23 protein-coding genes are annotated in these 26,037 nt (G+C 33.2%); 11 read left to right on the forward strand and 12 right to left on the reverse strand.

Annotated features, from left to right (window positions below):
• Positions 1–119 precede the first annotated feature (119 nt).
• The 5 genes from OLM51_RS06820 to OLM51_RS06840 form a co-directional block, all read right to left on the reverse strand.
• Entirely contained in the window at positions 120–392 is a 273-nt protein-coding gene (locus OLM51_RS06820) for an HU family DNA-binding protein (protein WP_012022249.1), read from the reverse strand.
• Positions 393–573: 181 nt separating this feature from the next.
• Positions 574–1,521: a methionyl-tRNA formyltransferase gene (gene fmt / locus OLM51_RS06825; RefSeq protein ID WP_264553592.1), complete on the reverse strand. Its 948-nt coding sequence runs from the start codon at positions 1,519–1,521 to the stop codon at positions 574–576.
• Complete coding sequence (locus OLM51_RS06830; protein ID WP_264553593.1) at positions 1,521–3,416, reverse strand: ATP-dependent DNA helicase RecQ; 1,896 nt, start codon at positions 3,414–3,416, stop codon at positions 1,521–1,523. Before OLM51_RS06830 ends, fmt begins: the two co-directional genes overlap by 1 nt.
• A gap of 64 nt (positions 3,417–3,480) precedes the next feature.
• Positions 3,481–4,014, reverse strand: coding sequence for an AAA family ATPase (locus tag OLM51_RS06835; RefSeq protein WP_213259047.1), 534 nt, complete (start codon positions 4,012–4,014; stop codon positions 3,481–3,483).
• A 282-nt stretch (positions 4,015–4,296) separates the two neighbouring features.
• Complete coding sequence (locus tag OLM51_RS06840) at positions 4,297–5,214, reverse strand: alpha/beta hydrolase fold domain-containing protein (protein WP_264553594.1); 918 nt, start codon at positions 5,212–5,214, stop codon at positions 4,297–4,299.
• A gap of 256 nt (positions 5,215–5,470) precedes the next feature.
• On the opposite strand from OLM51_RS06840, the gene OLM51_RS06845 reads away from it, so the two are divergent.
• The 4 genes from OLM51_RS06845 (at position 5,471) to OLM51_RS06860 (ending at position 8,963) form a co-directional block, all read left to right on the forward strand.
• Positions 5,471–5,767 carry a DUF493 domain-containing protein gene (locus OLM51_RS06845; RefSeq protein ID WP_264553595.1) on the forward strand — a complete coding sequence of 99 codons (297 nt, stop codon included), beginning with the start codon at positions 5,471–5,473 and terminating at the stop codon, positions 5,765–5,767.
• Positions 5,768–5,770: 3 nt separating this feature from the next.
• Positions 5,771–6,490, forward strand: a complete 720-nt coding sequence (locus tag OLM51_RS06850; RefSeq protein WP_264553596.1) for a DUF4290 domain-containing protein — start codon at positions 5,771–5,773, stop codon at positions 6,488–6,490.
• A gap of 105 nt (positions 6,491–6,595) precedes the next feature.
• Positions 6,596–7,909 carry a UDP-N-acetylglucosamine 1-carboxyvinyltransferase gene (gene murA / locus OLM51_RS06855; RefSeq protein WP_264553597.1) on the forward strand — a complete coding sequence of 438 codons (1,314 nt, stop codon included), beginning with the start codon at positions 6,596–6,598 and terminating at the stop codon, positions 7,907–7,909.
• A 178-nt stretch (positions 7,910–8,087) separates the two neighbouring features.
• Entirely contained in the window at positions 8,088–8,963 is an 876-nt protein-coding gene (locus tag OLM51_RS06860; RefSeq protein ID WP_264553598.1) for a cation diffusion facilitator family transporter, read from the forward strand.
• A 224-nt stretch (positions 8,964–9,187) separates the two neighbouring features.
• On the opposite strand, the gene OLM51_RS06865 is transcribed toward OLM51_RS06860, so the two are convergent.
• The 3 genes from OLM51_RS06865 to OLM51_RS06875 form a co-directional block, all read right to left on the reverse strand.
• Entirely contained in the window at positions 9,188–11,677 is a 2,490-nt protein-coding gene (locus tag OLM51_RS06865) for a DUF5686 and carboxypeptidase regulatory-like domain-containing protein (RefSeq protein ID WP_264553599.1), read from the reverse strand.
• A gap of 70 nt (positions 11,678–11,747) precedes the next feature.
• Positions 11,748–12,161 carry a type II 3-dehydroquinate dehydratase gene (aroQ, locus tag OLM51_RS06870; protein ID WP_213259054.1) on the reverse strand — a complete coding sequence of 138 codons (414 nt, stop codon included), beginning with the start codon at positions 12,159–12,161 and terminating at the stop codon, positions 11,748–11,750.
• 127 nt (positions 12,162–12,288) lie between these two features.
• Entirely contained in the window at positions 12,289–12,855 is a 567-nt protein-coding gene (locus tag OLM51_RS06875) for a porin family protein (RefSeq protein WP_264553600.1), read from the reverse strand.
• Positions 12,856–13,437: 582 nt separating this feature from the next.
• Here OLM51_RS06875 and OLM51_RS06880 point away from each other — a divergent pair.
• From OLM51_RS06880 to OLM51_RS06895, 4 genes are all read left to right on the forward strand, one after another.
• Complete coding sequence (locus tag OLM51_RS06880; protein WP_264553601.1) at positions 13,438–14,016, forward strand: porin family protein; 579 nt, start codon at positions 13,438–13,440, stop codon at positions 14,014–14,016.
• A gap of 157 nt (positions 14,017–14,173) precedes the next feature.
• Positions 14,174–14,758, forward strand: coding sequence for a porin family protein (locus OLM51_RS06885; protein ID WP_264553602.1), 585 nt, complete (start codon positions 14,174–14,176; stop codon positions 14,756–14,758).
• 79 nt (positions 14,759–14,837) lie between these two features.
• Positions 14,838–15,734 (forward strand): site-specific tyrosine recombinase XerD, encoded by an 897-nt coding sequence (gene xerD, locus OLM51_RS06890; protein ID WP_264554278.1) that lies wholly within the window; start codon positions 14,838–14,840, stop codon positions 15,732–15,734.
• A gap of 140 nt (positions 15,735–15,874) precedes the next feature.
• Positions 15,875–17,395 (forward strand): sensor histidine kinase, encoded by a 1,521-nt coding sequence (locus tag OLM51_RS06895; protein ID WP_264553603.1) that lies wholly within the window; start codon positions 15,875–15,877, stop codon positions 17,393–17,395.
• 79 nt (positions 17,396–17,474) lie between these two features.
• Here OLM51_RS06895 and rny read toward each other — a convergent pair whose 3' ends face one another.
• The 3 genes from rny to OLM51_RS06910 all read right to left on the reverse strand — a co-directional run bounded on the left by rny (position 17,475) and on the right by OLM51_RS06910 (position 19,834).
• The gene (rny, locus tag OLM51_RS06900) at positions 17,475–19,037 is read right to left on the reverse strand and encodes a ribonuclease Y (protein WP_213259059.1); all 1,563 of its coding nucleotides are present in this window, start codon (positions 19,035–19,037) and stop codon (positions 17,475–17,477) included.
• 207 nt (positions 19,038–19,244) lie between these two features.
• A complete protein-coding gene (locus OLM51_RS06905; protein WP_264553604.1) occupies positions 19,245–19,538 on the reverse strand; it encodes a cell division protein ZapA in 294 nt (97 codons plus the stop codon).
• A 5-nt stretch (positions 19,539–19,543) separates the two neighbouring features.
• Positions 19,544–19,834, reverse strand: coding sequence for a hypothetical protein (locus OLM51_RS06910; protein WP_213259061.1), 291 nt, complete (start codon positions 19,832–19,834; stop codon positions 19,544–19,546).
• A 179-nt stretch (positions 19,835–20,013) separates the two neighbouring features.
• Here OLM51_RS06910 and OLM51_RS06915 point away from each other — a divergent pair, with 179 nt between their 5' ends.
• From OLM51_RS06915 to OLM51_RS06925, 3 genes are all read left to right on the forward strand, one after another.
• Positions 20,014–21,696, forward strand: a complete 1,683-nt coding sequence (locus OLM51_RS06915; protein WP_264553605.1) for a M23 family metallopeptidase — start codon at positions 20,014–20,016, stop codon at positions 21,694–21,696.
• Positions 21,697–21,707: 11 nt separating this feature from the next.
• Positions 21,708–24,170: a TonB-dependent receptor plug domain-containing protein gene (locus OLM51_RS06920; protein ID WP_264553606.1), complete on the forward strand. Its 2,463-nt coding sequence runs from the start codon at positions 21,708–21,710 to the stop codon at positions 24,168–24,170.
• Between the two features lie 142 nt (positions 24,171–24,312).
• The gene (locus OLM51_RS06925; protein ID WP_264553607.1) at positions 24,313–25,035 is read left to right on the forward strand and encodes a hypothetical protein; all 723 of its coding nucleotides are present in this window, start codon (positions 24,313–24,315) and stop codon (positions 25,033–25,035) included.
• 187 nt (positions 25,036–25,222) lie between these two features.
• Here OLM51_RS06925 and OLM51_RS06930 read toward each other — a convergent pair whose 3' ends face one another.
• Positions 25,223–25,924 carry a hypothetical protein gene (locus tag OLM51_RS06930; RefSeq protein ID WP_264553608.1) on the reverse strand — a complete coding sequence of 234 codons (702 nt, stop codon included), beginning with the start codon at positions 25,922–25,924 and terminating at the stop codon, positions 25,223–25,225.
• Positions 25,925–26,037 lie beyond the last annotated feature (113 nt).

A 26,037-nucleotide genomic window follows, 5' to 3' on the forward strand; every position in this document is an offset into this window, starting at 1 on the left:
AATTTTTATTAAATTTAGTCATAAAAAAATTAAAATCCCAAATAAAATCGTTAAAGCGCATAAAAAAACCCTCCATAAGGAGGGTTTTCATTATAATATAAGTTTAGAGAACTTGTTGATTAGTTCACTGCACCTTCTAATTCAGCTCCAGCTTTAAATTTTACTACGTTTTTAGCAGCAATTTTGATAGTTTTTCCTGTTTGAGGATTTCTACCATCTCTAGCAGCTCTCGCAGAAACTGACCAAGATCCGAAACCTACTAATGAAATTCTTCCGCCTTTTTTCAAAGTAGTTCCTACATTTCCTAAAAATGACTCTAAAGCTAATTTTGCCGCAGCTTTTGTGATTCCTGCATCAGCAGCGATAGCATCGATTAATTCTGATTTGTTCATAATAATTAGTTATTAATTGTTGGTTAAAAAAAAATGTTAATACACAAATTTAGTAGGAAATCCGTTGCGTGCAAGCGTTTTCCATAAATTTAGCTAGAATTGTTAATAACTTGCTTTTTTTTGTTCATAAAGCAGGTTGTTTATCGATCAAAATCAGGTAGAAACCCCTGTTTTACTGAGCTTAATACACCTTTGCGCTATCAGAAAAAGTGATGCCGTTAAGTAATTCTGCAACCTGCATTCTTTTTTTTCCGGGCAATTGTAAACTTAAAAGCTGAATGAAGCCTTCTTTGATAGCAATTTTGATTTCTTTTTTACTGCTAATTAAACTTCCGGTTTCATAAGAATGAGCTTCCGGAACCAGTTTTGCTTCATATATTTTTACATTCAATTCTTCATTTTTATCCTTCAAAAAACACCATGCTGCCGGATAAGGACTTAAACCACGAATCAGATTATTGATTTCATCACCAGATTTTGTCCAGTCAATTTTACAGTTGTCCTTATTTAGCTTGTATGCAGTTTTAATATCTTCATTATCTTCCTGAATTGTAGTGGTTACATTTCCGTTTTCAATAACTTTTAAAGTATCAATAACGGTTGTGCTTCCTAAATTCATCAGACGGTCATGTAATTGTCCTGCATTTTCTGTGGGCTCGATTGCAATTTCTGAGTTTAAAATCATAGCACCAGTGTCAATTTTATCATCAATAAAAAAGGTAGTAACACCGGTTTTGGTTTCCCCATTTATAATAGCCCAGTTTATCGGAGCTGCACCACGATAATTAGGCAACAAAGAAGCATGAAGATTAAAGGTTCCCAGACTCGGCATTTCCCAGACTACTTTTGGCAGCATTCTAAAAGCGACAACAATTTGAAGATTTGCGTTTAAGGCTTTTAATTCTGCCAGAAAGTTTTCGTCTTTTAGATTAGTTGGTTGTAATAGTGTCAGATTATTTGCTAAAGCGTATTCCTTTACTGCCGAATATTTTATTTTTTGTCCGCGTCCAGCTGGTTTATCTGCAGCTGTGATAACACCAACAACCTCGTAATTGTTTTTAAGAATGGTATCCAGAATGCCAACAGCAAATTCGGGAGTTCCCATGAATATAATTCGTAATTTTTCCATTATGATTTTAAAGTATATTTATTATTCGCTAAAATAACGATATGATTGTTTTCTAATAATTCCTGAAGTACCAAAAGGATATCGCCTGTATCTAATTTTATCTGATTCTGAATTTCTCGCGAAGTCAGAGCAGTCGCTTTCAAAAGATGCAGAATTTTATCTGCAATAGAATCTGCTTCGGTGATTTTTCCTTTTTGAGTAATACAATAAGAGCAGACACCACAATTCGCTTTACTCTCTTCGCCAAAATAATCGAGAACCAGTCTGTTTTTACACGTTTTGTCTTCCTTAATATAATATAACACAGAAGAAAGCTGATCTCTTTTAAGCTTGTTTTGTTTTTCCAGATATTTAGAAATCCGGTTTATAGTCAAATCATCTTCGCGAACTTCATTAAACAAAATTGTTGCGTCGTTATTTTTAGACTTGTATTCAATGATTTCTTTTTCTTTTAGTTTTTCTAAAAGTGTCGAAACCTGCTCTTCTGTATGATTGGATTTTTTAGCAATGAGCGAAAGATTCAGTGGGGTTTTCATTTCGTGAACTCCCGGATAGGTTCTTAGAATCGCCAGAATAATTTCCTCGTCATTCGGATTCAGACTCATGTAGCGAATTACTTCTTTCGATTCAATTAAAAACTGCATCGTAACTTTTTCTGAAAATTCCTGAGACATCGTGATAATTCCCTGTTGATTCAAAAACTGCAAAGCATTATAAGTTTTTAAAGTAGGGAAGTCATATTTATTGCAAAAATGATTCATCTTAAAAGAATACGAATCGTCCAAACCTTCGCCATAGGCAATCTGAAAATAATTGCAGAGCTTAACATACATGGTTTTTAGGAATTTTTTGTCAGGAAGAATGCTTAAAAATTGCTGTTCGGTCTGGTTGGCATCGGAGTTATTAAACAACAAAACCGAAAAAGCTTTTTCGCCATTTCGTCCTGCTCTTCCCGATTCCTGATAGTAATTCTCTAAGTTTTCGGGCAATTGTGTATGAATAACGGTTTTAACATTGTCTTTGTCAATTCCCATTCCAAATGCATTTGTCGCTACAATAACCTGTGCTTGTTCCGACATCCACAATTGCATATTCTTGTCTTTTTCCTGAGATGAAAGCCCTCCGTGATAATACGTGGCGCTAAAACCTAATGACTGCAATTGTGTTGAGATATTCAGGCAGGATTTTCTGTTTCGGACATATATAATAGAGGGCTGAGGATTTTTCTTTAAAATCTGCTCAATGCGATACAATTTGTCTTCAATTTCAAATACCATGTAAGCAATATTCTTTCTCTCAAAAGACTGCTGAAAAAGTTTAACATCTTTTAAACCCAGCTCGGTTTTAATGTCTTCAACAACCCTTGGAGTTGCCGTCGCGGTTAAAGCTAAAAATGGAATCTTAGGAAAGAATTTTTTAAGTTCAGAAATTTTTAAGTAAGCCGGTCTGAAATCGTGACCCCATTGAGAAACACAATGCGCTTCGTCTATAGCAATTAAATTGATAGGAAGATTTTTAATACGCTCCAGAATCCAGTCTGATTGTAAACGCTCCGGTGATAGATAAAGAAATTTGTAATTTCCAAATTGGCAGTTGTCCAGAAGATCAATAATCTCTTCTGTGTGAATTCCGCCCGTAAGGGCAATCGCTTTTATATCTCTTTTTTGCAAATTCGCCACCTGATCCTTCATCAAAGCAATCAAAGGTGAAACCACAAGACAAATTCCTTCACGCATCATGGACGGAACCTGAAAGCAAATTGATTTTCCGCCCCCTGTTGGTAAAAGCGCAAAAGTATCCTGACCCTCTAATACTGAATCAATAATTTCCTTTTGCAAAGGACGAAAACTTTCATGTTTCCAGTATTTTAAAAGAATCTCTTGTGCTTCCTGCATGGCCAAAGTGTTAAAGTTAAAAATTTAGAAATCAGTTTCTAGTTTTGCAACTTTAAACCCGCCACTAAATTTTATCTAAGATATAAAGAATTCTGTTTTCAACTGTATCTTTTGGAACCTCAATTAAATCGTAACCATATTTCTTATAGGTTTCAATAAGGTGATCCTGAATTTCTAATGCTTGTTCAAAATTTTCATAACGCTCTGTGTCGCTTTGGTAAATTTCTTCCCAAGGGGGTAAAATAAAAGTTTTAGAATATTTAAAATCCTCACAAGCTTTTGTAAAATGCTCCGGATATTCATCACCAATATAATCCATATAAGCTACAACATCTGGAATTCCTCTGTCTATAAAAACTACATTGTCCGGCTCTTCTTTGGCATTTTTAAATTGCTGAATACGACCTTCCAGTAACATTTCGCTAAACAATAAAGGCTCTTCCAAAAACAATTGGTCAATGCCTCGTTGCTGTGCTTCGAGTGTAACTTGTCTTGAAATTTCAGGGTAACAGCAGTAGCCACGAGCCACTAATTCGTTAATAAGCGTAGATTTTCCTGTACCAGGACCGCCAAGGAGAACTATGATTTCTTTTTGCACTATTCTAAAAATAAAGCGCAAATTTACCTAAACTTATTTATAATTAAAAAGAATATTTACTAGAAGCGAAAGATTTGATGTTTTTGGACTGAGCTGGACTAAAGTCCAGCTCTACAATATTGGTTCATTCCTTCGGAATTTTAAAAAGAGCCATAGGCTCGTTAAATCTTGTAGGGCTGGACTTTAGTCCAGTCTGGAATGCGTATTTTTAGAATGTGTGAAAATTTTTAAATTTTGCAGGAAATTGAAATGTTATTTTTGAATTTTGGTTTGCCAAATTTCTTACTCACAAAATAAATACTTCCCAGGATCCTTGCTATTTTTATTAGAAGGAATAATCAAATGCGATTGGAATTTCTTTTCTTTCAAAACATCATTTACAAAATCGAGGACATATTGCTGTCCCTGATGAAAAAGATAACCGGAGAATTCATGTCCTCCTCCACAGAAAGTAATCAGTTCAATATCTTTATGTAAATCCTGCATCTGATTATAAACGGCATAAGAACCAAAAAGAATCAGCCATCCTGAAGCATTTGTTGGGCACGAGCGATGTGACCCTGCGCCATAAGGAACCGTGTCATCATTATTTCCGTGCGCCAGTAACATTGGAATTGCTTTTTCTTTGGTAATTAAATTAATATCCTGAATAGCCCCCGAACCTCCAATAAAACCTTTGTATTTGAAATTTTCCGGCAAATTATTTTTATATAAATTCATTAATTTATAATCCCAAAATGAGGCGTGAAAACCGATTTCGGCCCCGGCACTAATTCCGGAAATAAAGATTTTTGAAGTATCGAGATTGTATTTTTCGGCGTTTTCAATTAAATAAGAAGTTGCCTGCCACATATCACTCACGCCAATCTGAATGGCTTTTATTTTTTCGGTCAAAGTGCCTTTACAGCCAAAATCTTTCCCTTTCATGTATAAACTGTACGAAATGCTGGCAACGGCATAGCCATTTTGTGCCATAAAGATCCCAAATTCTTTCTCGCTTGTTCGTTCGCCACCAGAGAATCCTCCACCAAAAGCAAACATAATTAATGGAGTTTTTTCTCCCGTTTTTTTCTTTGGCAGATATAAATCTAAATCCAGTTTTAGTGTGTCATTCTGAAAATAAGTTAAGGTTTTGATTTCCTGTGCCTGGTTGTTGTAAAAAGTGAAAACAGTGAAGAGTAAGAAGATAATTTTTTTCATTGCAATATGTTTTGATTTCTCAATTCCGATAGTTGTCGGAAGCAAATCGGAGAAGATTCAAATATAAAGGTTTGTCGTGAATTTTAATTAATCAGGAGGTAGTAAATTTAGTGAACTAAGATTTTCAAATGTAATTAGTGTAAATTAGTGAAATTCGTGGCGAAAAACGGACTGTTTTTTCACAAGAAAAAATCTAAAATCTAAAAACCAAAATCTGAAAGCAAAAGCGTATATTTGCGTTTATTTTTAATTACGAATGGAGAACGATAAAGAAAAAAATACAGCCGAATTTTACGAAAGATTAAAAGTCGAATTAGATAATGCAAATACTTGGCCTGCAGAATATTTGTATAAATTTATTGTGCCAACAGTTGCAGATAACGTAGAGCGTGTTGAAAAAGCTTTTGACGGTATGGGAGCTGTTATTAAAACAACTAAATCTAAAACGGGTAAATTTACCAGTGTTTCTGTTGATGTTACAATGCATAGCTCTGATGCTGTTATTGGTAAATACAAAGAAGTTTCTACAATAGAAGGTATAGTTTCATTATAACTTATGAACGAAAAATATAAAAAAGAGAACGCCAACGACGTCGTATTTAATTTAGAATATAATTCTGAAAGACAGCGTTTATTAATTCCGGAGTATGGTCGTCATTTGCAAAAACTGATTGATCAGGCAACTGTTATTGAAGATGCTGAAACACGTAATAAGGCAGCAAAGTACATTATACAGGTAATGGGGAGTTTAAATCCGCATTTACGAGATGTACCCGATTTTCAGCATAAATTATGGGATCAGCTTTTTATTATGTCTGATTTTAAATTAGATGTAGAATCGCCATATCCAATTCCGTCAAGAGATGTTTTGCAGTTAAAACCAGATGTTTTACAATACCCGCAAAATTTTCCAAAATACCGATTTTATGGTAATAACATCAAATATATGATTGATGTTGCCAATAAATGGGAAGAAGGTGAGATGAAAAACGCTTTGGTTTTGGTTATTGCAAACCATATGAAAAAATCATTCTTAAGCTGGAACAAAGACACGGTAAAAGATGATGTAATTTTCGAACATTTATATGAATTATCCGGAGGAAAGATCAATTTATTACAAAGCACAGAAGAGCTTTTGAATACAACCGATCTTATGCGCACAAATAAACGCATGTCAAACAAAATTTCACCTGCCGGACAGCCGAAAATTCAAAACAACAAGAACAACAATAAAGGCGGTAAAAAGCCTTTTCAAAAAAATAATAATCAGAAATAAAAAAAGTTGCTAAGTGTCTAAGATACTAAGTTGCTAAGTTTTTTTATAAAGATAAAAAGCTTAATGCCTTAGAACCTTTGTAACTCAGAACCTTAAAAAAGATCTATGGGAATTTTTAAAATCGAAGGAGGAACTCCTTTAAAAGGAGAAATCACTCCACAAGGAGCAAAAAATGAGGCATTACAAATTTTATGTGCCGTGCTTCTAACGGGAGAGAAAGTAAAAATTAATAATATTCCTGATATTATAGACATCAATAAATTAATCACTTTGTTGGGTAATTTAGGGGTGAAAATTCAACGCAATGAACCGGGTTCAATCACTTTTCAGGCTGATGAGGTTAATGTTGGATATTTAGAAACAGAAGCTTTCAAAAAAGAAGGCGGAGCTCTTCGTGGTTCTATTATGATTGTTGGGCCGCTTTTGGCTCGTTTCGGAAAAGGATATATCCCAAAACCAGGAGGAGATAAAATTGGCCGTCGTAGATTAGATACACATTTTGAAGGTTTTATTAACCTTGGAGCAAAATTCAGATATAACAGAGAAGATCACTTTTACGGAGTAGAATCTCCGGCTGAGGGATTGAAAGGAACAGATATGCTTTTAGACGAAGCATCTGTAACTGGCACTGCAAACATTGTAATGGCTGCTGTTTTAGCAAAAGGAACAACAACTGTTTATAATGCTGCTTGTGAGCCTTACTTACAGCAGTTATGTAAAATGTTGAACTCTATGGGGGCAAAAATCACAGGAGTTGGTTCTAACTTATTAACTATTGAAGGTGTTGAAAGCCTTGGTGGATGTGAGCACAGAATTTTACCTGACATGATCGAAATTGGTTCCTGGATTGGTCTTGCAGCTATGACAAAAAGTGAAATTACGATCAAAAATGTAAGCTGGGAAAACTTAGGTTTGATTCCAAATACATTTAGAAAATTGGGTATTACAATCGAAAAACGTAACGACGATATTTACATTCCGGCTCATAAAGACGGATATGAAGTAAAAACAGATATCGATGGTTCTATTCTGACAATTGCAGATGCACCATGGCCTGGATTTACACCAGATTTATTAAGTATTGTTTTGGTTGTGGCAACTCAGGCAAAAGGAGATGTTTTAATTCACCAAAAAATGTTTGAAAGCCGTTTGTTCTTTGTAGATAAATTAATCGATATGGGAGCAAAAATTATGTTATGTGACCCGCACAGAGCTGTGGTTATGGGGCATAATTTTGAATCTCAATTGAAAGCAACGACAATGTCATCTCCTGATATTCGAGCAGGAATTTCATTATTGATCGCAGCGCTTTCTGCAAAAGGAACAAGTACGATTCAAAATATTGAACAAATTGACCGTGGATACGAGCGTATCGATGAGCGCTTAAGAGCAATCGGCGCAAAAATCGTGAGAGCGTAAATTAAGAGTTAGCCACGACACGAGCGAAAGCGAACTGGCGAAGCAATTAACGAATTACACAAAATTATCATTGTGTTTTATTGCACTATTTTTTTTGAATAAAATTTCGGAAGTTATAATTAGTTTAATTCGTGATCCCGATAGCTATCGGGAGTGGCAAAAAAATAAATGTCTTTAAATGACAAACGAACAAAAAGCTATAAAAGCTACTATTTTTAGTATAGCCGGAAACACCTGCTTAGCCCTTGTAAAAGGCTTAGCAGGTTTTTTTGGCAATTCTTATGCCTTGATTGCAGATGCAATCGAGTCGACAACCGATATTTTTTCGTCTTGTCTGGTCTTATTCGGAATCAAGTATTCTAATAAACCAGCAGATGAAAATCATCCTTATGGTCATGGTCGTGCAGAGCCTTTAATTACTTTTTTGGTAGTTGGATTTTTAATTACTTCAGCAACTATTATTGGTTACGAAAGTATTGCCAATATTGGTACTTCACACGAGTTGCCAAAATCCTGGACATTGTATGTTTTAGGAGCTATTATTGTTTGGAAAGAATATTCATTTCGATTGGTTATGAAACGAAGCAGGCAAACAAACAGTTCTTCTCTAGCTGCTGATGCATGGCATCATCGTAGTGATGCTATAACTTCTGTAGCAGCGTTTATTGGAATTACGATTGCGCTGGTTATGGGTAAAGGTTATGAATCTGCAGATGACTGGGCTGCACTTTTTGCTGCTTTTTTTATTCTTTATAACAGTTATAAAATTTTCAGACCTGCACTTGGTGAAATCATGGATGAAAATTTAAATGATGATCTGGTTGAAGAAATTCGAGTTAAAGCATTATTGGTACCGGGAATTCTTGGAACTGAAAAATGTTTTATTCGTAAAGCAGGAATGCGTTATCACGTAGATCTTCATGCAATAGTTTCGGCTAAAATATCGGTGAAAGAAGGACATGAATTGTCGCACAAACTACAAGATAAATTAAAAGAAGAAATTCCTGAGCTCGGAAATGTTTTGATTCATATTGAGCCAGATGATTATCACTGAGAAAGAGGTTCAGAGTTGCAAAGGTTAAATGGGACAAAGGTTTTTTTGTTATGTAAACTCTTTTACTGTTTTAAACTTTGATAAAGATTGAAATAAAAAATCCGTTTATTCTTTAAGAGAGAGTAAACGGATTTTTTTATGTGATAAAGTGTGGCAGTTCGAGCGAAGTCGAGAACCTTACAAGTGTTTAGACTTTGTTCCGCTGAACCTTTGCAACTTTGTGCCTAGTCTAGAACATTCAAAATCTTCAAACCAAATACAACGCCATTTTGCTGAATTCCGCTTTGGTACGAATGAACATAATCAATACGAAATACTTTTAATTTTCCAAAGCCTAAGTTGTCTAAGCCGACTGTAAATTCAGAATAAGGCTTTTTATCCGGAATTGCCAAAGCGTGAAATCCTAGATTCATTGTTGATTTTAATAGATTAATCAGCGGAATTTTATTGGTTACAAATCCCATGTCATTATGTTCCAGATGCATTTCGAAATAGCTGTCATTTGTACTGTTGGCATAATATGGCATTAAATTAAAGACGTTCAAATAACGATCACTTGTTCCGATATGAGTTTGGTTTCCGTTGAAATGTCTGTAATCTATAAAAGCAATATTTTCGGCATTAAAGAATTTTCCGGCTCTGAAATTCATTCCCAAAACACCTTTATTATTTAAAGCTAAATCATATTGTACAGAGGCACCGATTCTTTCAAATTCATATTTTTTCTCGCTTGCTGCAAATGCTTTTTCAAAAGCCAGAAAAACAGTTGGATACTTTTCATTTTTTACATTAAACCTCCCATCAGGTCTTGAAATATATTTGTTTCCAAAATTGATTCGGGCGGTCAAAGCGGTTTTAAATAAATGATGTTGATCAAAAGCCGGAGTTGTAAAATCATTTGGTGCCAGCGGATTGTTGGAGGAATAGATGTCATCTTTTTTAAAGAAAGAATAATCCGTTGTGTTAAACAATGACTTTCGTTGTTCATAAGCAATTCTGGCATTTAAATTTACTCCATTAGCAACATCTTGTCCGTAATTAATTTGAGCGAATTCCAGATTGTATAATTTCATGTAATTATCTTTAAAAAATAAAGAACTTATGGAATTGACAAATTTGCTGATTGGTTCTGCACCATTAAACTGCGCCGTTTTTGTACCTCCCGAAGCCGAGAGTGAAGCATAATTAATGGTGTTGAATCGATGGCTGAATTCGCCTGTTACGCGCAAACGCTCATCAGAAAATCCATAATTGAAAGTCGTGCTTATTGTAGTACTTTTTCCTTCCTCTTCATTCCATTTTTTAAAAGAAAATCCAGAATCCAGATTAAATCCCTGAACAGTATTAAAACTCAAAGAACTCAGATTTAGTAAGCCTTTATATTCAAAAGAGTGTTTTTTGAACGTATTTTTATATTCATAACCCATTATAACATCCCATACTTTAAACTTATTGCTTTTAGCATCGATAGAGTCAGTATATTTTTGAGACTTTCTAATGGTTTGTAAACTGTCTTTTTTAGTATAATCATTGCTTTCTTCGATGGTCAGTGGAATTGGACGTATTTGATTCCAGAATGCATCATCTTTTTTATTGGCATTTGGTTCAAAAGCTACAATTTCATTTGTAAAAGTTTTCTTTTCAAAAGAAGATGGAAACTCATAATTGGAATAAACATAATTGAATTTTCCGGAGAACTTTACTCCAAAAGCACCAGCATTAAAAGAAAGCGTTTGAGCGTTTTTTGACCAGATTTTATTTTTTACATTGTAGCTAAAACTTTGTTTCAGGTTCATTACTTCAGTAAATTCGTTTTTCATTCTGTAGCCTTTTATATCTAGGTCTACAGCATAAATCGCAAAACTATCATCAACGATATAAATGTAACCTTCAAAAACGGGTTCTTTATCCCGTTTTGGAGTTACCTTTATCTTATAAATCTGTTGATTGTTGTCGTCAAAAAAAGTGCCTTCAAGCTTGTATTTGTAGTAATTGAAAGCGTTATCAGCGATAGGAGAGATGAGATTAATATTGAATTCTAAAGTATTGTCATAAAAATCATAAGTCGATAAAGTCGCGGTATTATAACTGAATCCTTTGTTGTTTCCGGAAACTTTTGATGCAATGATTTTTTCTTTTAGTTTTTCTGGTTTTTCAAAAGAAATCTTAGAAATGGTCTCTGACAGATATAAAATACCGGTTCCGGTGGAGTCTAAATTTGAAGCCATTTCGTCACCGATATCGACCTTTAATCCCATTATTTTCTTTGGAAGATCTTTTATTTTGAACATTCCTTTTGAGTAAAAATCAGCTGTGTAACGGGCTGTTTTTTCAGCATTGTCTTTCTTGTTTGCAATAGCACTTTTTATAATTGCATTGGCAGGATTGTTTTTGGGATCAATAATGACTTCATTTAAAGCAAAACTTTCTTCCTGCATTACAATATTTAGGGTAACTGTTTTTGAATCTGAGGCAACAGTTGATTTTTGAGTTTTAAAACCCAGATATTGAAAAATGATTTTGTTTTTACCAATCTCTTTTACATTAAGTTGGTATTTTCCCTGATCATTTGAAGTGGTTCCGCTATAGGTGTTTTCTTCAAAAACAGAAACAAAAGGTAACGGATTTCCTTTTTCATCGGTAATCGTGCCTTTGATTTGTGCAAAGTTTGAAAGAGAAAAAAATAAAAAGGCGAGTAGAGTATAGTTTTTCATGAAAGTGGTTTCTCTCACAAAAATAAAATAAGTTAAATCTGAGCTTATTAATAATTTGTTAAATAACGTTTTACAAAAAAGACTGAATGGCTAGTTCGTAGCTTTTTAACCCGAAGCCTAAAATAACACCTTTTGCATTTCCTGATAGATACGATTGATGTCTGAAGCTTTCGCGTGCATAAGTATTTGAAATATGAACTTCGATTACGGGAGTTGTAACCGCTTTCATTGCATCGCCCAAACCTATAGAAGTGTGAGTATAAGCACCGGCATTTAAAATAATTCCATCAAAAGTAAAACCGCATTCCTGAATTTTCCCAATCAATTCGCCTTCAATATTGCTTTGATAATAAGAAAGTTCTATGTTTGGAAATTTTTGCTGCAACGTTTCAAAATAATCTTCAAAAGTCTGGCTTCCGTATACTTCCGGTTCTCTTTTTCCTAAAAGATTTAAATTGGGGCCGTTGATGATGCAGATTTTCATATTTTAAATTATTTATATTGAAATATTGACATTGCTATTGGTTTTTGCAATTGTCATTGTATGCTGTAAAAATAAAAAAACCGTTCTATATAATAGAACGGTTTTTATAAAAGTATGTGAAATTCTTTTAGAACATGAATCCTGCTGATAATTGAACTACAGAGTTTCTAATATCGGCATGCGAAGAAACATCTGTTAATCCTAAACTATAGCGACCTTGTACAAATATGCTTTTGGTAATTTTTAATCCTAGACCTGCATTAAGAGCAAAATCAAAAGTATTGGCATCTTCGAAATCTACTTTATTTTTTTGACTTAATAAAAATGAAGCTTGTGGTCCAACTTCTAAACTTAATGATTTTGTCACATAGATTTTAGCCATTACAGGAATAGACAAATAAGCTAATTCATTTTTGAAATCTTCTTGTGCATCAGCAAATTTATAAGTTGCTCCCTGTGTAGAATATAAAAGCTCTGGCTGAATAGCAAATTTTTCTAATAATTTTACTTCTGCAACTACACCAACATGGTAGCTTGTAATTCCATCTTTATCAAATGCTACACCGTCTAATGATGCATCTCCAGGTTGACTTGCAAAGTTAACCCCTGCTTTAACTCCAAATTGTAATAATTGTGCATGTAACGTAGCTGATGTTGCAAGGCAAAATGCAGCCACTAAAAATATCTTTTTCATAAAAAGGTTTTTAAAAATTGGTATTATAAAATGTTATCTACAGTTCAAAACTACATTTTTTTAGATTTATTGTTTTATAACTTTCTTTATATAATTATTAAAATTGGCACTTTTTAGGTTGTATTATGGCAGTAAAAGTTTGGTGTTTCTTTTTAATTGTTTGAAAATCAGCGGATTATTTGTAATCTAATTCTGTCTTATTTAATTGAACTCTTTTCTGTTTTCAATTATTTTTTAATCAGTATAATCTTATTTTTAGATTTAAAATGAAGAATATAAATAATATAAAAAGTTGTTTGTGTTTACTTGTGATGGTTTTGTCAATACTCATAATAAAGCGTGAAGTTAGGTCATTATGGATAACAGAAAAATAGTTGATGAGTTTGATTTCTATTTAGTTAAGAGAAAAATTAGTGCGAGGTATGTCTGGAAAAGTTTAGGAATAAATTATTTGATGTTGTAAAAGAATTTTAAGCAATATTTGGCTTGTTCAGGGTACTAATTTTTTTGTTAAAATAAAAATGTTTTTTAAGAAGTATATTTTTATATTTGGCTCATTAATTTAACCCAAAACAAATTAGAATGAAAAAAATTATTTTATCTGCCATTGCTATTATGGCTTTTGCATTCTCAAATGCTCAGGAAACAAGATTCGGTATTAAAGGAGGTTTAAATATTACAACTTTTGCAGGTGGGAATTATTGGGATGCTAACTCTTTAGTTGGCTTTCAAGTTGGTGGTTTTGCTGAAATTAAAGTTATCGAAAGATTATCTATACAGCCAGAGCTGTTATTTTCTACTCAAGGAGCCAGAATTGAGTTAGCTGGAAACAATGATTTTGATACAAAACTAAATTATATTAACGTTCCTGTTTTAGCAAAGTTTTATATTACAAAGCAATTTACTGCTGAAGCTGGACCACAATTAGGATTTTTAGTTTCTGCTAAAAGTGATGGAGAAGATGTTAAAGATGGTTTCAAATCAGTTGATACAGGATTTAATTTAGGACTTGGATACAACTTTACGGATAATTTCTCAGTTGGAGCTCGTTATACTATAGGTTTGTCAAATATCGCAGATAATGATGCAGATACTTGGGATGAATATTATGATAGCCCAAAAAACAGTGTTTTTGCTATAACTGCAGCATATAAATTCTAATCTGAATTTTAAAATATTTCTTGAACCTTCCTGATTCAGGAAGGTTTTTTTTATGCTAGTTCTTACTTGCTTAGCGCTTTACAAAACTTTAATCTATTAATAATGTAATCGTTATAGGTTAATTCTTATATTTGATACTTAACTTTAATTTAAAGAAATGAAAAGAATTATTTTAGTAACAATCGTACTTATGGCATTTGGATTTACAAACGCACAATCGACCAGATATGGTGTGAAAGGAGGCTTGAATGTTTCTGGTATAACAGGTTATGCTGAAGACACAAAAACTTTAATAGGTTTTCATGTTGGAGGTTTTGCAGAAATAAAAGTTATTGAAAAATTAGCTATTCAGCCTGAATTTTTGTTTTCTACACAAGGAACAGTAATTGAGGGCTTCAACGGAGATTCTAATACTACTGTAAAAGTGAATTATTTAAATATTCCGGTTTTAGCTAAATATTCTATTTCAAATGCTTTTACTGTTGAAGCGGGACCACAAATTGGGTTTTTATTATCTGCTAAAACCAGAGGTGAGGATGTTAGTGATCTTTATAAATCAACAGATTTTGGTTTCAATTTAGGATGTGGATATAATTTTACGGAAAATATTTCTGTAGGTGCTCGTTACACAATTGGTCTAACAGATGTTAATGATGCTTCTGATGAATCTCTATATCCGGATTTGTATAATGCAAGTTTTAAAAATAGCAATTTTGCATTGTCATTGGCATATAAATTTTAATATTTAATTCAGCATATTTTTAAAACCTTCCTAATTCAGGAAGGTTTTTTTATGCTTAAAAATGTTTTACTTTGTAAATATGAAATGGAATAATTATATAAAAGATTATCAGTCGTATCTGCGCATAGAAAGAGGTTTGTCTAAAAACACGATCGAAAATTATAGTTTTGATATTGAGCGATTGTGCCTTTTTTTAGAGACGAATCAGATGGATGTTTCTCCTGTAAAAATTAAGGACGAAACAGTACAGGAATTTATATATGCGGTTTCAAAAGAAGTAAATCCAAGATCGCAGGCTCGTATTATATCCGGACTTAAAAGTTTTTTTAATTATTTGGTTTTTGAAGATTACAGAAACGACAATCCATTAGAATTAATTGAGACGCCAAAAACAGGACGTAAATTACCGGATACTTTGGCAGTAAGCGAAATTGATGCGCTTATTGCCGCGATTGATTTAAGCACAAATGAAGGTGAGCGAAACAGAGCAATACTCGAAACCTTGTATGGATGTGGTTTGAGGGTTTCAGAATTAATTTCACTTAAAATATCGGATCTGTTTTTTGAAGAAGGTTTTGTCAAAATTACCGGTAAAGGAAACAAAGAACGATTTGTTCCCATTGGAAAATTAACTAAAAAGTATATTGAGATTTACAAAAATGAAATTCGTTCTAATTTAATTATTAAAAAGGGTTTTGAAGATACTTTGTTTTTAAACAGAAGAGGTAATCAGCTTACACGGGCTATGATATTTACAATTATTAAAGATCTGGCTGTTAAAGTAGGACTGAAGAAAAATATTAGTCCGCATACACTTCGTCATTCTTTTGCAACTCATTTATTAGAAAATGGTGCAGACTTAAGATCAATACAGTTAATGTTAGGTCATGAGTCGATTACAACTACAGAAATTTACGTGCATTTAGACAGAAGTTTCTTAAAAGAAGTGATGTATTCATTTCACCCTCGAAAATAATTTTTTTGAGAGCAGGCATTTTTATTTCAAAAATTAATATATTGTATGATATTTTCTATTAAAGGTAAATAAAATCGACAAACTGCATTTTTTTACTTTTATCCTGTTTTAATGATCGAATTTGCTAAAAAAGGTAATGTATGGTTTTTGATTTATATGGAAATGAAGATTGCTTAGAAGTAAATAATTTTTATAAAAAATTATTGGCTGAAATGCCCGATTTGCTTTTTCAGTTTGTAATAGATAAAGACAATAATTACTCTTTTCCGCTTGTTAGCAAATCAGCTGATGATATTTTTGAGATTTCTGCAACAGAGTTTACCAACGAAATTAAATTTATTATCTACGACCGAATTTTTCCCGACGATAGAAATTTCTTTTTTGAGACTTTAGTTACGGCACGAAAGGAAATAAAACCATGGGAAATTGAGTTTAGGGCTGTCTTACCCAAAAAAGGTTTGCGATGGTTTAAGGTTTCCTGTAAAACGGAAAAATCTCCAGATGAACGAGTGAGTTTTTTTGGGCATGTTTCTGATATCACAGATTTAAAGGATAAAGAAGAAAAACTTCGTATCTCTGAAGAGCGTTTTCAGTTTGCCCTTGATGCTTCTACTGTCGGGATCTGGGATTGGAATATGGTGACCAACAGTGTTTTTTACTCTTCACTTTCATTGAAAATTTTGGAATTAGAATCAACAGATATTTTTGATGATCCTGAACGCTGGGATAAAATTGTTCATCCGGATGATCTGCCCAAATATTACTCAGACATCCATGAACATTTTGATAATAAGATTCCGTATTACGAAAATTATCATCGTGTAATGACTTCGAGCGGACACTATAAATGGATTCTTGATCGCGGTAAAGTAATTGAGCGCGATGAAAATGGAAAACCTTTGCGGGTTATCGGAACTCATACCGATGTGTCTTTGCAGAAAGAAAAAGAATTGGAGCTGATAAAAACAATGAAATTGTACAGCGATCAGAATAGTAGGTTGCTGAATTTTTCGCATATAGTTTCGCATAACTTAAATACGCAGGCCGGTAATATAAAATCTATTTTGGATTTTATCGATGCCGATGTTGATAAACAAACTGTAAGTGAGATGTTGGTGCATTTACGAACTGTTTCGAATGATTTGAATGACACTATTTTAAATCTAACGCAGATTGTAAAGACTCAAAGTAATATCAATATTTCGGTCGTTCCTTTGAAACTTTGTGAATATATCGATAAAACAATCTCGACAATCAAAGGATTTGATAAACGTAAGCATGTTACGATGATTAATAACGTGCCCAATTATCTGACTATTAATTTTAATCCGGCTTATCTTGAGAGTGTTTTACTGAATTTTACAACTAATGCTATAAAATATGCGCATCCTGATCGTGATCCTTTGATTATTTTTGATTTTGCAATTGAGCCGGACGGTTATAAATCATTAAAAATTACAGATAACGGTTTGGGGATCGATTTAGCTATTCATGGCGATCTTTTATTCGGAATGTACAAAACCTTTCATAAACATGAAGAAGCTCGCGGAATTGGCTTGTATATTACCAGAAATCAAATTGAAGCGATGAAAGGAACTATTAAAGTAGAAAGTGAGGTTGGAGTAGGAACCAGTTTTAAAATTATCTTTGGAGATTTGTAAAACGGTTTTTAAGGATGATAAAAACAAATAAGGCTATCTAATTAAAGATAGCCTTATTTGTTTTTATGTTTTAGAGGTTTTATTTAGCAATATTAACTGCTCTTGTTTCTCTAATTACGGTCACTTTTACCTGACCTGGATAAGTCATTTCTGTTTGGATTTTTTGTGAAATCTCGAATGAAAGATTTGCTGCATTGTCATCAGAAACTTTTTCGCTTTCTACAATTACACGAAGTTCTCTACCAGCCTGAATTGCATAAGCATTTTTTACTCCAGAGAAACCATATGCAACTTCTTCAAGGTCTTTCAAACGCTGAATATATGAATCCAGTACCTGACGTCTCGCGCCTGGTCTTGCTCCTGAAATTGCATCACAAACCTGAATAATTGGAGATAATAATGATTTCATTTCGATTTCGTCGTGGTGAGCTCCAATTGCATTACATACTTCTTCTTTTTCACCATATTTCTCAGCCCATTGCATACCTAATAATGCGTGAGGAAGATCGCTTTCTGTATCTGGAACTTTACCAATATCGTGTAATAAACCAGCTCTTTTGGCTAATTTTACATTAAGCCCTAATTCTGCAGCCATAATACCACAAAGCTTAGAAACTTCTCTTGAGTGCTGTAATAAGTTTTGTCCGTAAGAAGAACGGTATTTCATTCTACCTACAACTTTAATCAATTCCGGGTGTAAACCATGAATTCCTAAGTCGATTACAGTACGCTTACCAACTTCAATGATTTCGTCATCAATTTGTTTAGCTGTTTTTGCAACAACTTCTTCAATTCTTGCTGGGTGAATACGTCCATCGGTCACTAATTTGTGTAATGACAAACGAGCAATTTCTCTACGAACAGGATCAAAACAAGAAAGGATAATAGCTTCTGGTGTGTCGTCAACAATGATTTCAACTCCTGTAGCAGCTTCCAAAGCTCTAATGTTACGACCTTCACGACCAATAATTCTACCTTTTACATCATCAGACTCAATGTTAAAAACAGAAACGCAATTTTCAACTGCTTCTTCTGTTCCAACTCTTTGAATGGTATTGATGATGATTTTTTTAGCTTCTTGTTGCGCTGTAAGTTTTGCCTCTTCAATAGTGTCCTGAATATGAGACATTGCTTTGCTTTTAGCTTCGGCTTTTAAACCTTCTACTAATTGCTCTTTTGCTTCATCTGCAGAAAGCCCTGAGATTACTTCTAATTGCTGTAACTGACTTTTGTGAAGTTTGTCAACTTCACTTTGTTTTTTGTCTAAAACTTCAATTTTGTTGTTGTATTCTTGTGTTTTAGCTTCAAAATCATCATTTACTTTTTTAGCTTTAGAAAGCTCATTTGAAACTTGAGATTCTTTATCGCGAACGCGTTTTTCTACTTCAGCAACTTTTTTGTCTCTTGCTAAAATAACTTGTTCGTGCTCAGATTTTAATTCGATAAAACGTTCTTTTGCCTGAAGGATCTTATCTTTTTTGATATTTTCGGCCTCTAAATTGGCGTCTTTTAAAATTGAAGCAGCCTCTTTTTTAGCGTTTTTGATTAAATTAGAAATATTACTTTTCTCGATAATTTTAGCTATTGCAAAACCTGCTGCAATACCCACAATACCTGAAATAATGATCGTTATTATGTCCATGTTTGTTAAAATTTATATATAAAAAAGCCTACATTAATTGCTTGTATAAACTCGTAAAGACAAGTTTTGAGCTAACTCACTGTTCAAGTTTCCCAGCCAAAGGAGGGCATACTATAGTAGTGACGATTCGCTCATTCTAAATTGTTAGTGTTGAGTTTACCAATTGTGAACTAATGTAGGCAGTATCTTAGTTTTTGTAAAGAACGTTTAGTTTTCGAGATATTGATCTAAAAGCAAATTTAAATTTTTAATTCTTTCGATAGTTTTATTTCCATCGATTGCGTTGTCAATTTGTTTTTGTTCCACTTGTGATGCAAATTGCAGGGCACACATGGCCAGTACATCTTGCTTGTCGCGAACGGCATAACTTTCTTCGAATTGCTTAATCATAGCATCAATTTTTTTTGAAGCACTTCTTAGTCCCTCTTCCTGAGATGGTTCAACCGTTAATGGGTAAACTCTGTCTGCAATTGATATTTTGATTTTAAGCTTTCCGTCCATGTTTCCTAATCTGATAGTTGTGCTATACAGTGATCAATTTCGCGAATTAATGAATTTATTTTAAGCTTTGTCTCTCTCTTATTATTGTCGCTGCCGAGCAACGAATTGGCTATTTTTAGTGTTTCATATTGCTTTTTCAAAGCTTCAATTTCTTCAGATTGTTTCTGGATAATTTGAACAGCTTTGGTTAATTCTAATTGTAAAACCTGATTGTTTTTCTCCAGACCTTTTGATTTCTCAAATAGCCTCTGGACTTTATATTCAAGAGTATCAATTATTTCGGCAATTACACTCATTATAAATCCTATTCATTACTTAATCATACAAAGTTAGTATTCCTTTTTATTAATGCAATTTTTTATCGATTTTTTTACATTAAAAATAGGTAAGTTTCTGAAATTTAATTATTTGTGTTTTTGTGGGTTAACTCTCGGTTTTTCCCTGTTAATTTTTTATCTTAGCAAAAATGTTAGTTATGAAATTCTCCGTATTTGCCTTTTTGTGTTGTCATTTTATTTTCGCTCAGACACAATATCCTAAAGATTATTTTCGCCCGCCATTAGATATTCCAATGCAGCTTTCAGGAAATTTCGGTGAATTAAGGCCGAATCATTTTCATGCGGGGTTTGATTTAAAAACAAATCAAAGAGAAGGATTAAATGTGTATGCGATTGCTGACGGATATGTATCGAGAATAAAAATTTCGACTTTTGGAAACGGAAAGTGTATCTACATAACCCATCCAAACGGGTATACTTCTGTTTATGGCCATTTACAAACTACGCTTGGTCCAATTCAGGAATATGTAACAAAAAATCATTACAAAGAGAAAGCTTATGAAATTGAAATGTTTCCAAAACCAGATGAACTCCCGGTTACAAAGGGACAATTGATAGCACTTTCCGGAAATACAGGATCTTCAGAAGGGCCGCATTTACACTTTGAAATTCGGGATACAAAAACTGAATTTGTAATTAATCCGATCTTTTTTGGTTTTGATAAAAATATTAAAGACACTAAAAAGCCAACTTTATCCAGTTTGTATGTGTATCCATTAGATAATTCAGTGGTAAATTTGTCAAAACAACCTTTGTTGCTTAATCTGACTTTACAAAAGGATGGGACGTATCTTGCCGGAAAAGTAAAGGCAAATGGAAAAATAGGGTTTGGAATTAATGCAATTGATACTGATGATGTTTCGTTTAATAAAAATGGCGTTTTTAATGTTTCGACTTTTTTAAACGGAAATCAGAATTACAATTACCAGTTTAATACCTATTCGTTTGATGAAATGCGTTATATAAATGCTTTTATTGATTATTCGAGGTATAAAAAGACAAGTCAGCGTGTGCAAAAACTCTTTATGAAAACTCCTTTTGCTTTGAGTATCATTAAAACAGATTCGTTAAGAGGAATAATTACGGCTCAGCCAAATCTGGCTTCTTCGTATAGAATTGAAGTTTCTGATTATTATGGAAATTTAAATTCCGTTACAGTTCCAATCGAATATGATAACGCAACTCCGCTTGTAGCACCTGAACCCACTACATCTAAATATTTTGTCAGGTATAATAAAGACACCAACTTTGAAAAAGATAATATGTCTGTTTTCTTTCCTGCCAAAACATTCTATGAGGATTTTAATATGAATTTTGATGTCAAGAATAATAAAATCTTCATTCATGATGATACGGTTCCGGTGCATTCAAATTTTACAATTACTATAAAAGACGATTCTTATCCAGAAGACTTACGTGATAAACTCTATATAGGAAAAGGGAATAGTTATAATGGTACAATCAGAAAAGGAGATGTTTTTACTGCCAAAGCAAAAATTTTAGGGCAATACGGATTGGTTCTGGATACCATTGCTCCGGTTATAAAAATAACGAAACCGGTTGAAGGAAAATGGATTAGTGAGCAAAAGAAAATTGAGTTTGTTATTAGCGATGCATCATCCGGAATTAAATCATACAATGGGTATTTAAATGGAAATTGGGTTTTATTTGAATATGAGAATAAAAACAGAAAAATTACACATACTTTTGATAATCAGTTTTTAGTAGAAGGTGAAAATACACTGAAAATTGAAGTAGTTGATAATGTAGGAAATTCTGCTATCTTTGAGACTAAATTTTTCAGAAGTCAACAAAAATAAAAACCAAGTCATTGAAGGTAAACAGAATAATATTCGCTTTTCTTTTTCTATTTTTTACAAGTTTTTCATTTGCCCAAAGTGCACATGTTAAAGGAATTATTTTAGATAATGCAAATCATCCTGTCTCAAATGTCAATATATCAGCAGGAAAAAACAGCACACAATCTGATACAAATGGTTTTTTTGAAATAGAAGTGGTTTCAAATAAAAAAGCCTCGATAATTTTTACTCATATTTCGTTAAAAATGATAAGCCTGACAGTGAGTTTAAAACCAAACGAGATTTTTGTTTTTAATCCTGTTATGAATAACTCGGAAGAACAGATGGGCGAAGTTTTTGTCTCTTCTAAAAACAAAAAACGTGTTCAGGGAATTGTTACTGTTGATGCCGGAACGATAAAAAAAATTCCCGGTGCAAATGCCGGAATCGAGAATATTCTTAAAACACTTCCGGGAGTAAATTCAAATAACGAACTGAGCACGCAATACGCTGTTCGAGGCGGGAATTATGACGAAAATTTAGTGTATGTAAACGAAGTTGAAGTCTATCGTCCTTTTCTGATTCGTTCGGGACAACAAGAAGGTTTAAGTTTTACCAATACAGATTTAGTACAAAACGTTGATTTTTCGGCGGGTGGATTTCAGGCTAAATTTGGGGATAAATTGTCTTCTGTTTTAGATATTACCTATAGAAAGCCAACTCAGTTTGGAGCAGCTTTTGAAGCGAGTTTTTTAGGCGGAAGTGCAGCAGTTGATCTTGTTTCTAAAAATAAAAAATGGTCGGCCGTTACTGGAATTCGTTACAGAAATAACAGTCTTTTGGTGAATAGTCAGGATACTGAAACCAATTATACACCAACTTTTGCAGATATTCAGACGAATATTAATTATGATATTTCAGAAAAATGGCAGATAAGTTTTTTAGGAAATATTTCTGAGAATAAATATTTGTACCAGCCCTTAACCCGTCAGACAAAATTTGGTACAATCGATCAGCCAATGGCGCTTGCTGTTTATTACGAAGGTCAGGAAAAAGATAAATATGATACTTATTTTGGGGCTTTAAAAACAACTTATGCGGTGTCGCCAAGTTTGACTTTAAAACTAATTGGTTCTTTATTTCATACAACAGAACAGGAACATTTTGATATTCTGGCGCAATATCGTTTAGGAAATGTTGATGAAGAAGGGAATACTGAAAATATTGATTTTACACGCGGAATTGGTTCACAGCTCAATCATGCACGAAATGATCTGGATGCCTTAATTGCGAATGCAGAAATTAAAGGTTTTAAAGAATGGCTAAATGACAGTCAACTGGAATTTGGTTTAAAATATACCAGAGAATCTATTCGGGATCGTGTTGTAGAGTGGGAGGTGATTGATTCGGCCGGATTCTCAATTAATCCGCCGCTTGTAATTTTACCTAAAAACAATCAGCCGTATCAGCCATATACAGGGCCATTATTGCCTTATCAGGATGTTCGTGCAACAAATTTTAATACGATAAACAGATTTTCAGGATATGCGCAATTTAATAAGAAATCAGAATTAGGGTCAAATCAGATTTGGTATCATCTTGGAGCCCGTTTTCAGAGTTGGAATGTTTCCGGTGCCTCAGTCGAAGGTAAAAATCAGATTGTGGTGAGTCCGCGTGGTCAGTTTGCGATTAAACCGGACTGGGATATGGATATGGTTTTCAGGATTTCCGGAGGATTGTATCATCAGCCTCCTTTTTATAGGGAATTGCGTGACTTAAATGGTGTTGTGAATCCTAATGTGAAAGCACAGGAATCGGTACACATTGTCTTAGGCAACGATTACAATTTTAAAATGTGGAATCGTCCTTTTAAATGGGTTACAGAAGTGTATTATAAGTCACTTTCAGATGTAAATGTGTATTCGATTGATAATGTACGAATTCGTTACATTGCCAATAATAATGCAAAAGCATACGCACAAGGTTTTGATTTTAGATTGAACGGCGAATTTGTTCCGGGAACCGAATCGTGGGTAAGTTTTGGATATTTGAAAACCGAAGAAAATTATGAAAATAAAGGATATATCGCCCGACCAACAGATCAGCGTTTGAAATTTGCGATGCTGTTTCAGGATTATATGCCAAATATACCAAGTGTAAAACTGTATCTGAATTTAGTTTATAATACTGGTTTGCCAGGCGGCGCACCGGCTTACTCGGATCCTTATTTGTATCAAAACAGGTTAAACGATTACAGAAGAGTTGATGTTGGGTTTGCCAAAGTTTTTGTAGACGCGAGCAATCAAAGCACTAAAAAAAGCTGGTTGAAAAACTTTAAAGAGTTATCTCTGGGATTGGAAATTTATAATCTGTTTAATAATCAAAATGCCATCACGAATACCTGGGTTCGTGATGTCTATTCTAAAAATGAATATGCGATTCCAAATTATATGACTTCCAGAGTTTTTAATGTTAAGTTGAATGCGAGGTTGTAATGGACTGAATTTATTGTTAAAAGACAATTTTTTGGTTCTAAAGAAGTTTTTATAAATAGAATTTCTGAAATTACTAAGATTCATAAAACCGGAAATTACAATCAAAAATAGTATATTTGATATTCTAATATAATTGCCATAAATGAAAAACTGTCTAAAATATATTGCCTTAGTAATTATCGGAACTGTAGTGAGTTGTAAAGATGAAGCTCAAAAACCGAAGGTAATTTATGATGCTGCCAATAAAGGACGTGTTGTAGCAAAAACGGATTCGACGCAAATAGAAGTTGCTGATTTGCCTATTCAAATGGAGGGGACGAATTATTTAATTCATCCTGTTGGAGATTTGCGCGTTTTTGAAAAAGGAACTAAAGCCCGTTATGGATCATCAAGTGTAAACGACGTAAGTTTTACGATTTCTAATTTGGGAGATAATGAAATTACGGGATATTTGCAGAATTTAAAATTTCAGAAAGTAGATTCAGATTCGATTCGCCCTTTGTCAGATAAACCAGTTTTAATTTTAACGGCTACTTATTTAAAAACTGTAGCAGATAAAACTTCAAATAAAGTAATGGTTTATACTTTGACAGATTCTGATACAAATAAAGACGGAAAAATAGATACCGGAGATATTAAAACGTTATACTTAAGCGATATCAGCGGAGAGAATTTTACCAAAGTCTCACCAGATCTTCAGGAACTGGTAGACTGGAGTTTGATAGAGTCTAAAAATCGTTTGTATTTCAGAACAATTGAAGACACAAATCAAAATGGTCAATTTGATAAAAATGATGTTTTGCATTATAATTATATAGACTTAGCTTCTAAAAAATGGGAAGTTAAAAGTTATAAACCTATTTAAGTTGCTAAGGTTCTGAGATTCTAAGTTTTTTTAGCCACAGATTACACAGATTAAAAGGATTTTTTTTGCATAATCTTTATACATATAAAAAGCCCTTTAAAAATTAATATTTAATTTTTAAAGGGCTTTTTATATGTATAAAGATTTGAAAATCTTAGAATCTTAGAATCTCAGAACCTTAGCACCTTTATATCAATATATCACTTTCCAGATCTGATTTTTCAATCTCGAAACCAAAACCCAAGCGTTCAACCAGTTCAATTACCAGTTTTTTGTACCAGTTTTCGGATTTTGGATGAATGTATATTTTCTCAATTAGCTGATTGATGTCTACATTGATTTTTAGGCCATCATTTAATTTAATGTCGCTTTTTGAAGTGTCACTCAGAATTCGGACTTCTCTTTCGTATTGAAAACTTTTTCTTTTAAATAAAAAGGGAAAGAATAAATCATTAAACGGAATGTATTCTTTTTTATAATCGATATAGTTTACTTCGCCAATATACTGGTCAAAATTATTTTCCGGTCTTACTGCTTTTTGCAGTCTTCCAATTGTAGATTGAATAGCTAATCCTTCGTTGTTTTTTGTAAAGATTTGCCACATGGCAAATGACTCATACTCGTTGATATGCCAGCTGCTTATGGCAACTTTTTCCCGATGTGTTTTGTAGTAGTTTAAAAATTCAGGATTATCTGCCGCCAGTTTTTTGATCTCTTCGTAAGTCGGTTCGCTAAAAGTGCCTTCGTACTGATCTTCAAACTTGTCAGAACGTGACATGAATAGCTTTTTTGAAAGTAAAAGATCAAGGAATTTAGATAAGTCAAGGTATTTCCAGACAATGGTATTTGGATCGTCTGGTAGTTTTATGTTGGGGTTGTTAAGATACATTTCAGGAAGAGTTACAGGATTTATTCTTTAACTAACCTAAAGTTATAAAAATAAACACAGATTAAAGAAATTAAACTTAGTTTTAATATTTCCTTAATCTGTGTAAAATAGTT

It is taken from the genome of Flavobacterium sp. N2038, from assembly GCF_025947185.1.
Lineage (GTDB): Bacteria > Bacteroidota > Bacteroidia > Flavobacteriales > Flavobacteriaceae > Flavobacterium.

Coding starts and splice junctions, on each gene's coding strand:
- OLM51_RS06830 (WP_264553593.1), bottom strand. CDS start 3,416: ATGCAGGAAGCACAAGAGATTCTTTTAAAATACTGGAAACATGAAAGT.
- OLM51_RS06930 (WP_264553608.1), bottom strand. CDS start 25,924: ATGTATCTTAACAACCCCAACATAAAACTACCAGACGATCCAAATACC.
- murA (WP_264553597.1), top strand. CDS start 6,596: ATGGGAATTTTTAAAATCGAAGGAGGAACTCCTTTAAAAGGAGAAATC.
- aroQ (WP_213259054.1), bottom strand. CDS start 12,161: ATGAAAATCTGCATCATCAACGGCCCCAATTTAAATCTTTTAGGAAAA.
- OLM51_RS06840 (WP_264553594.1), bottom strand. CDS start 5,214: ATGAAAAAAATTATCTTCTTACTCTTCACTGTTTTCACTTTTTACAAC.
- OLM51_RS06880 (WP_264553601.1), top strand. CDS start 13,438: ATGAAAAAAATTATTTTATCTGCCATTGCTATTATGGCTTTTGCATTC.
- OLM51_RS06820 (WP_012022249.1), bottom strand. CDS start 392: ATGAACAAATCAGAATTAATCGATGCTATCGCTGCTGATGCAGGAATC.
- OLM51_RS06875 (WP_264553600.1), bottom strand. CDS start 12,855: ATGAAAAAGATATTTTTAGTGGCTGCATTTTGCCTTGCAACATCAGCT.
- rny (WP_213259059.1), bottom strand. CDS start 19,037: ATGGACATAATAACGATCATTATTTCAGGTATTGTGGGTATTGCAGCA.
- OLM51_RS06925 (WP_264553607.1), top strand. CDS start 24,313: ATGAAAAACTGTCTAAAATATATTGCCTTAGTAATTATCGGAACTGTA.
- OLM51_RS06910 (WP_213259061.1), bottom strand. CDS start 19,834: ATGAGTGTAATTGCCGAAATAATTGATACTCTTGAATATAAAGTCCAG.
- xerD (WP_264554278.1), top strand. CDS start 14,838: ATGAAATGGAATAATTATATAAAAGATTATCAGTCGTATCTGCGCATA.
- OLM51_RS06915 (WP_264553605.1), top strand. CDS start 20,014: ATGAAATTCTCCGTATTTGCCTTTTTGTGTTGTCATTTTATTTTCGCT.
- OLM51_RS06860 (WP_264553598.1), top strand. CDS start 8,088: ATGACAAACGAACAAAAAGCTATAAAAGCTACTATTTTTAGTATAGCC.
- fmt (WP_264553592.1), bottom strand. CDS start 1,521: ATGGAAAAATTACGAATTATATTCATGGGAACTCCCGAATTTGCTGTT.
- OLM51_RS06905 (WP_264553604.1), bottom strand. CDS start 19,538: ATGGACGGAAAGCTTAAAATCAAAATATCAATTGCAGACAGAGTTTAC.
- OLM51_RS06850 (WP_264553596.1), top strand. CDS start 5,771: ATGAACGAAAAATATAAAAAAGAGAACGCCAACGACGTCGTATTTAAT.
- OLM51_RS06865 (WP_264553599.1), bottom strand. CDS start 11,677: ATGAAAAACTATACTCTACTCGCCTTTTTATTTTTTTCTCTTTCAAAC.
- OLM51_RS06895 (WP_264553603.1), top strand. CDS start 15,875: ATGGTTTTTGATTTATATGGAAATGAAGATTGCTTAGAAGTAAATAAT.
- OLM51_RS06845 (WP_264553595.1), top strand. CDS start 5,471: ATGGAGAACGATAAAGAAAAAAATACAGCCGAATTTTACGAAAGATTA.
- OLM51_RS06885 (WP_264553602.1), top strand. CDS start 14,174: ATGAAAAGAATTATTTTAGTAACAATCGTACTTATGGCATTTGGATTT.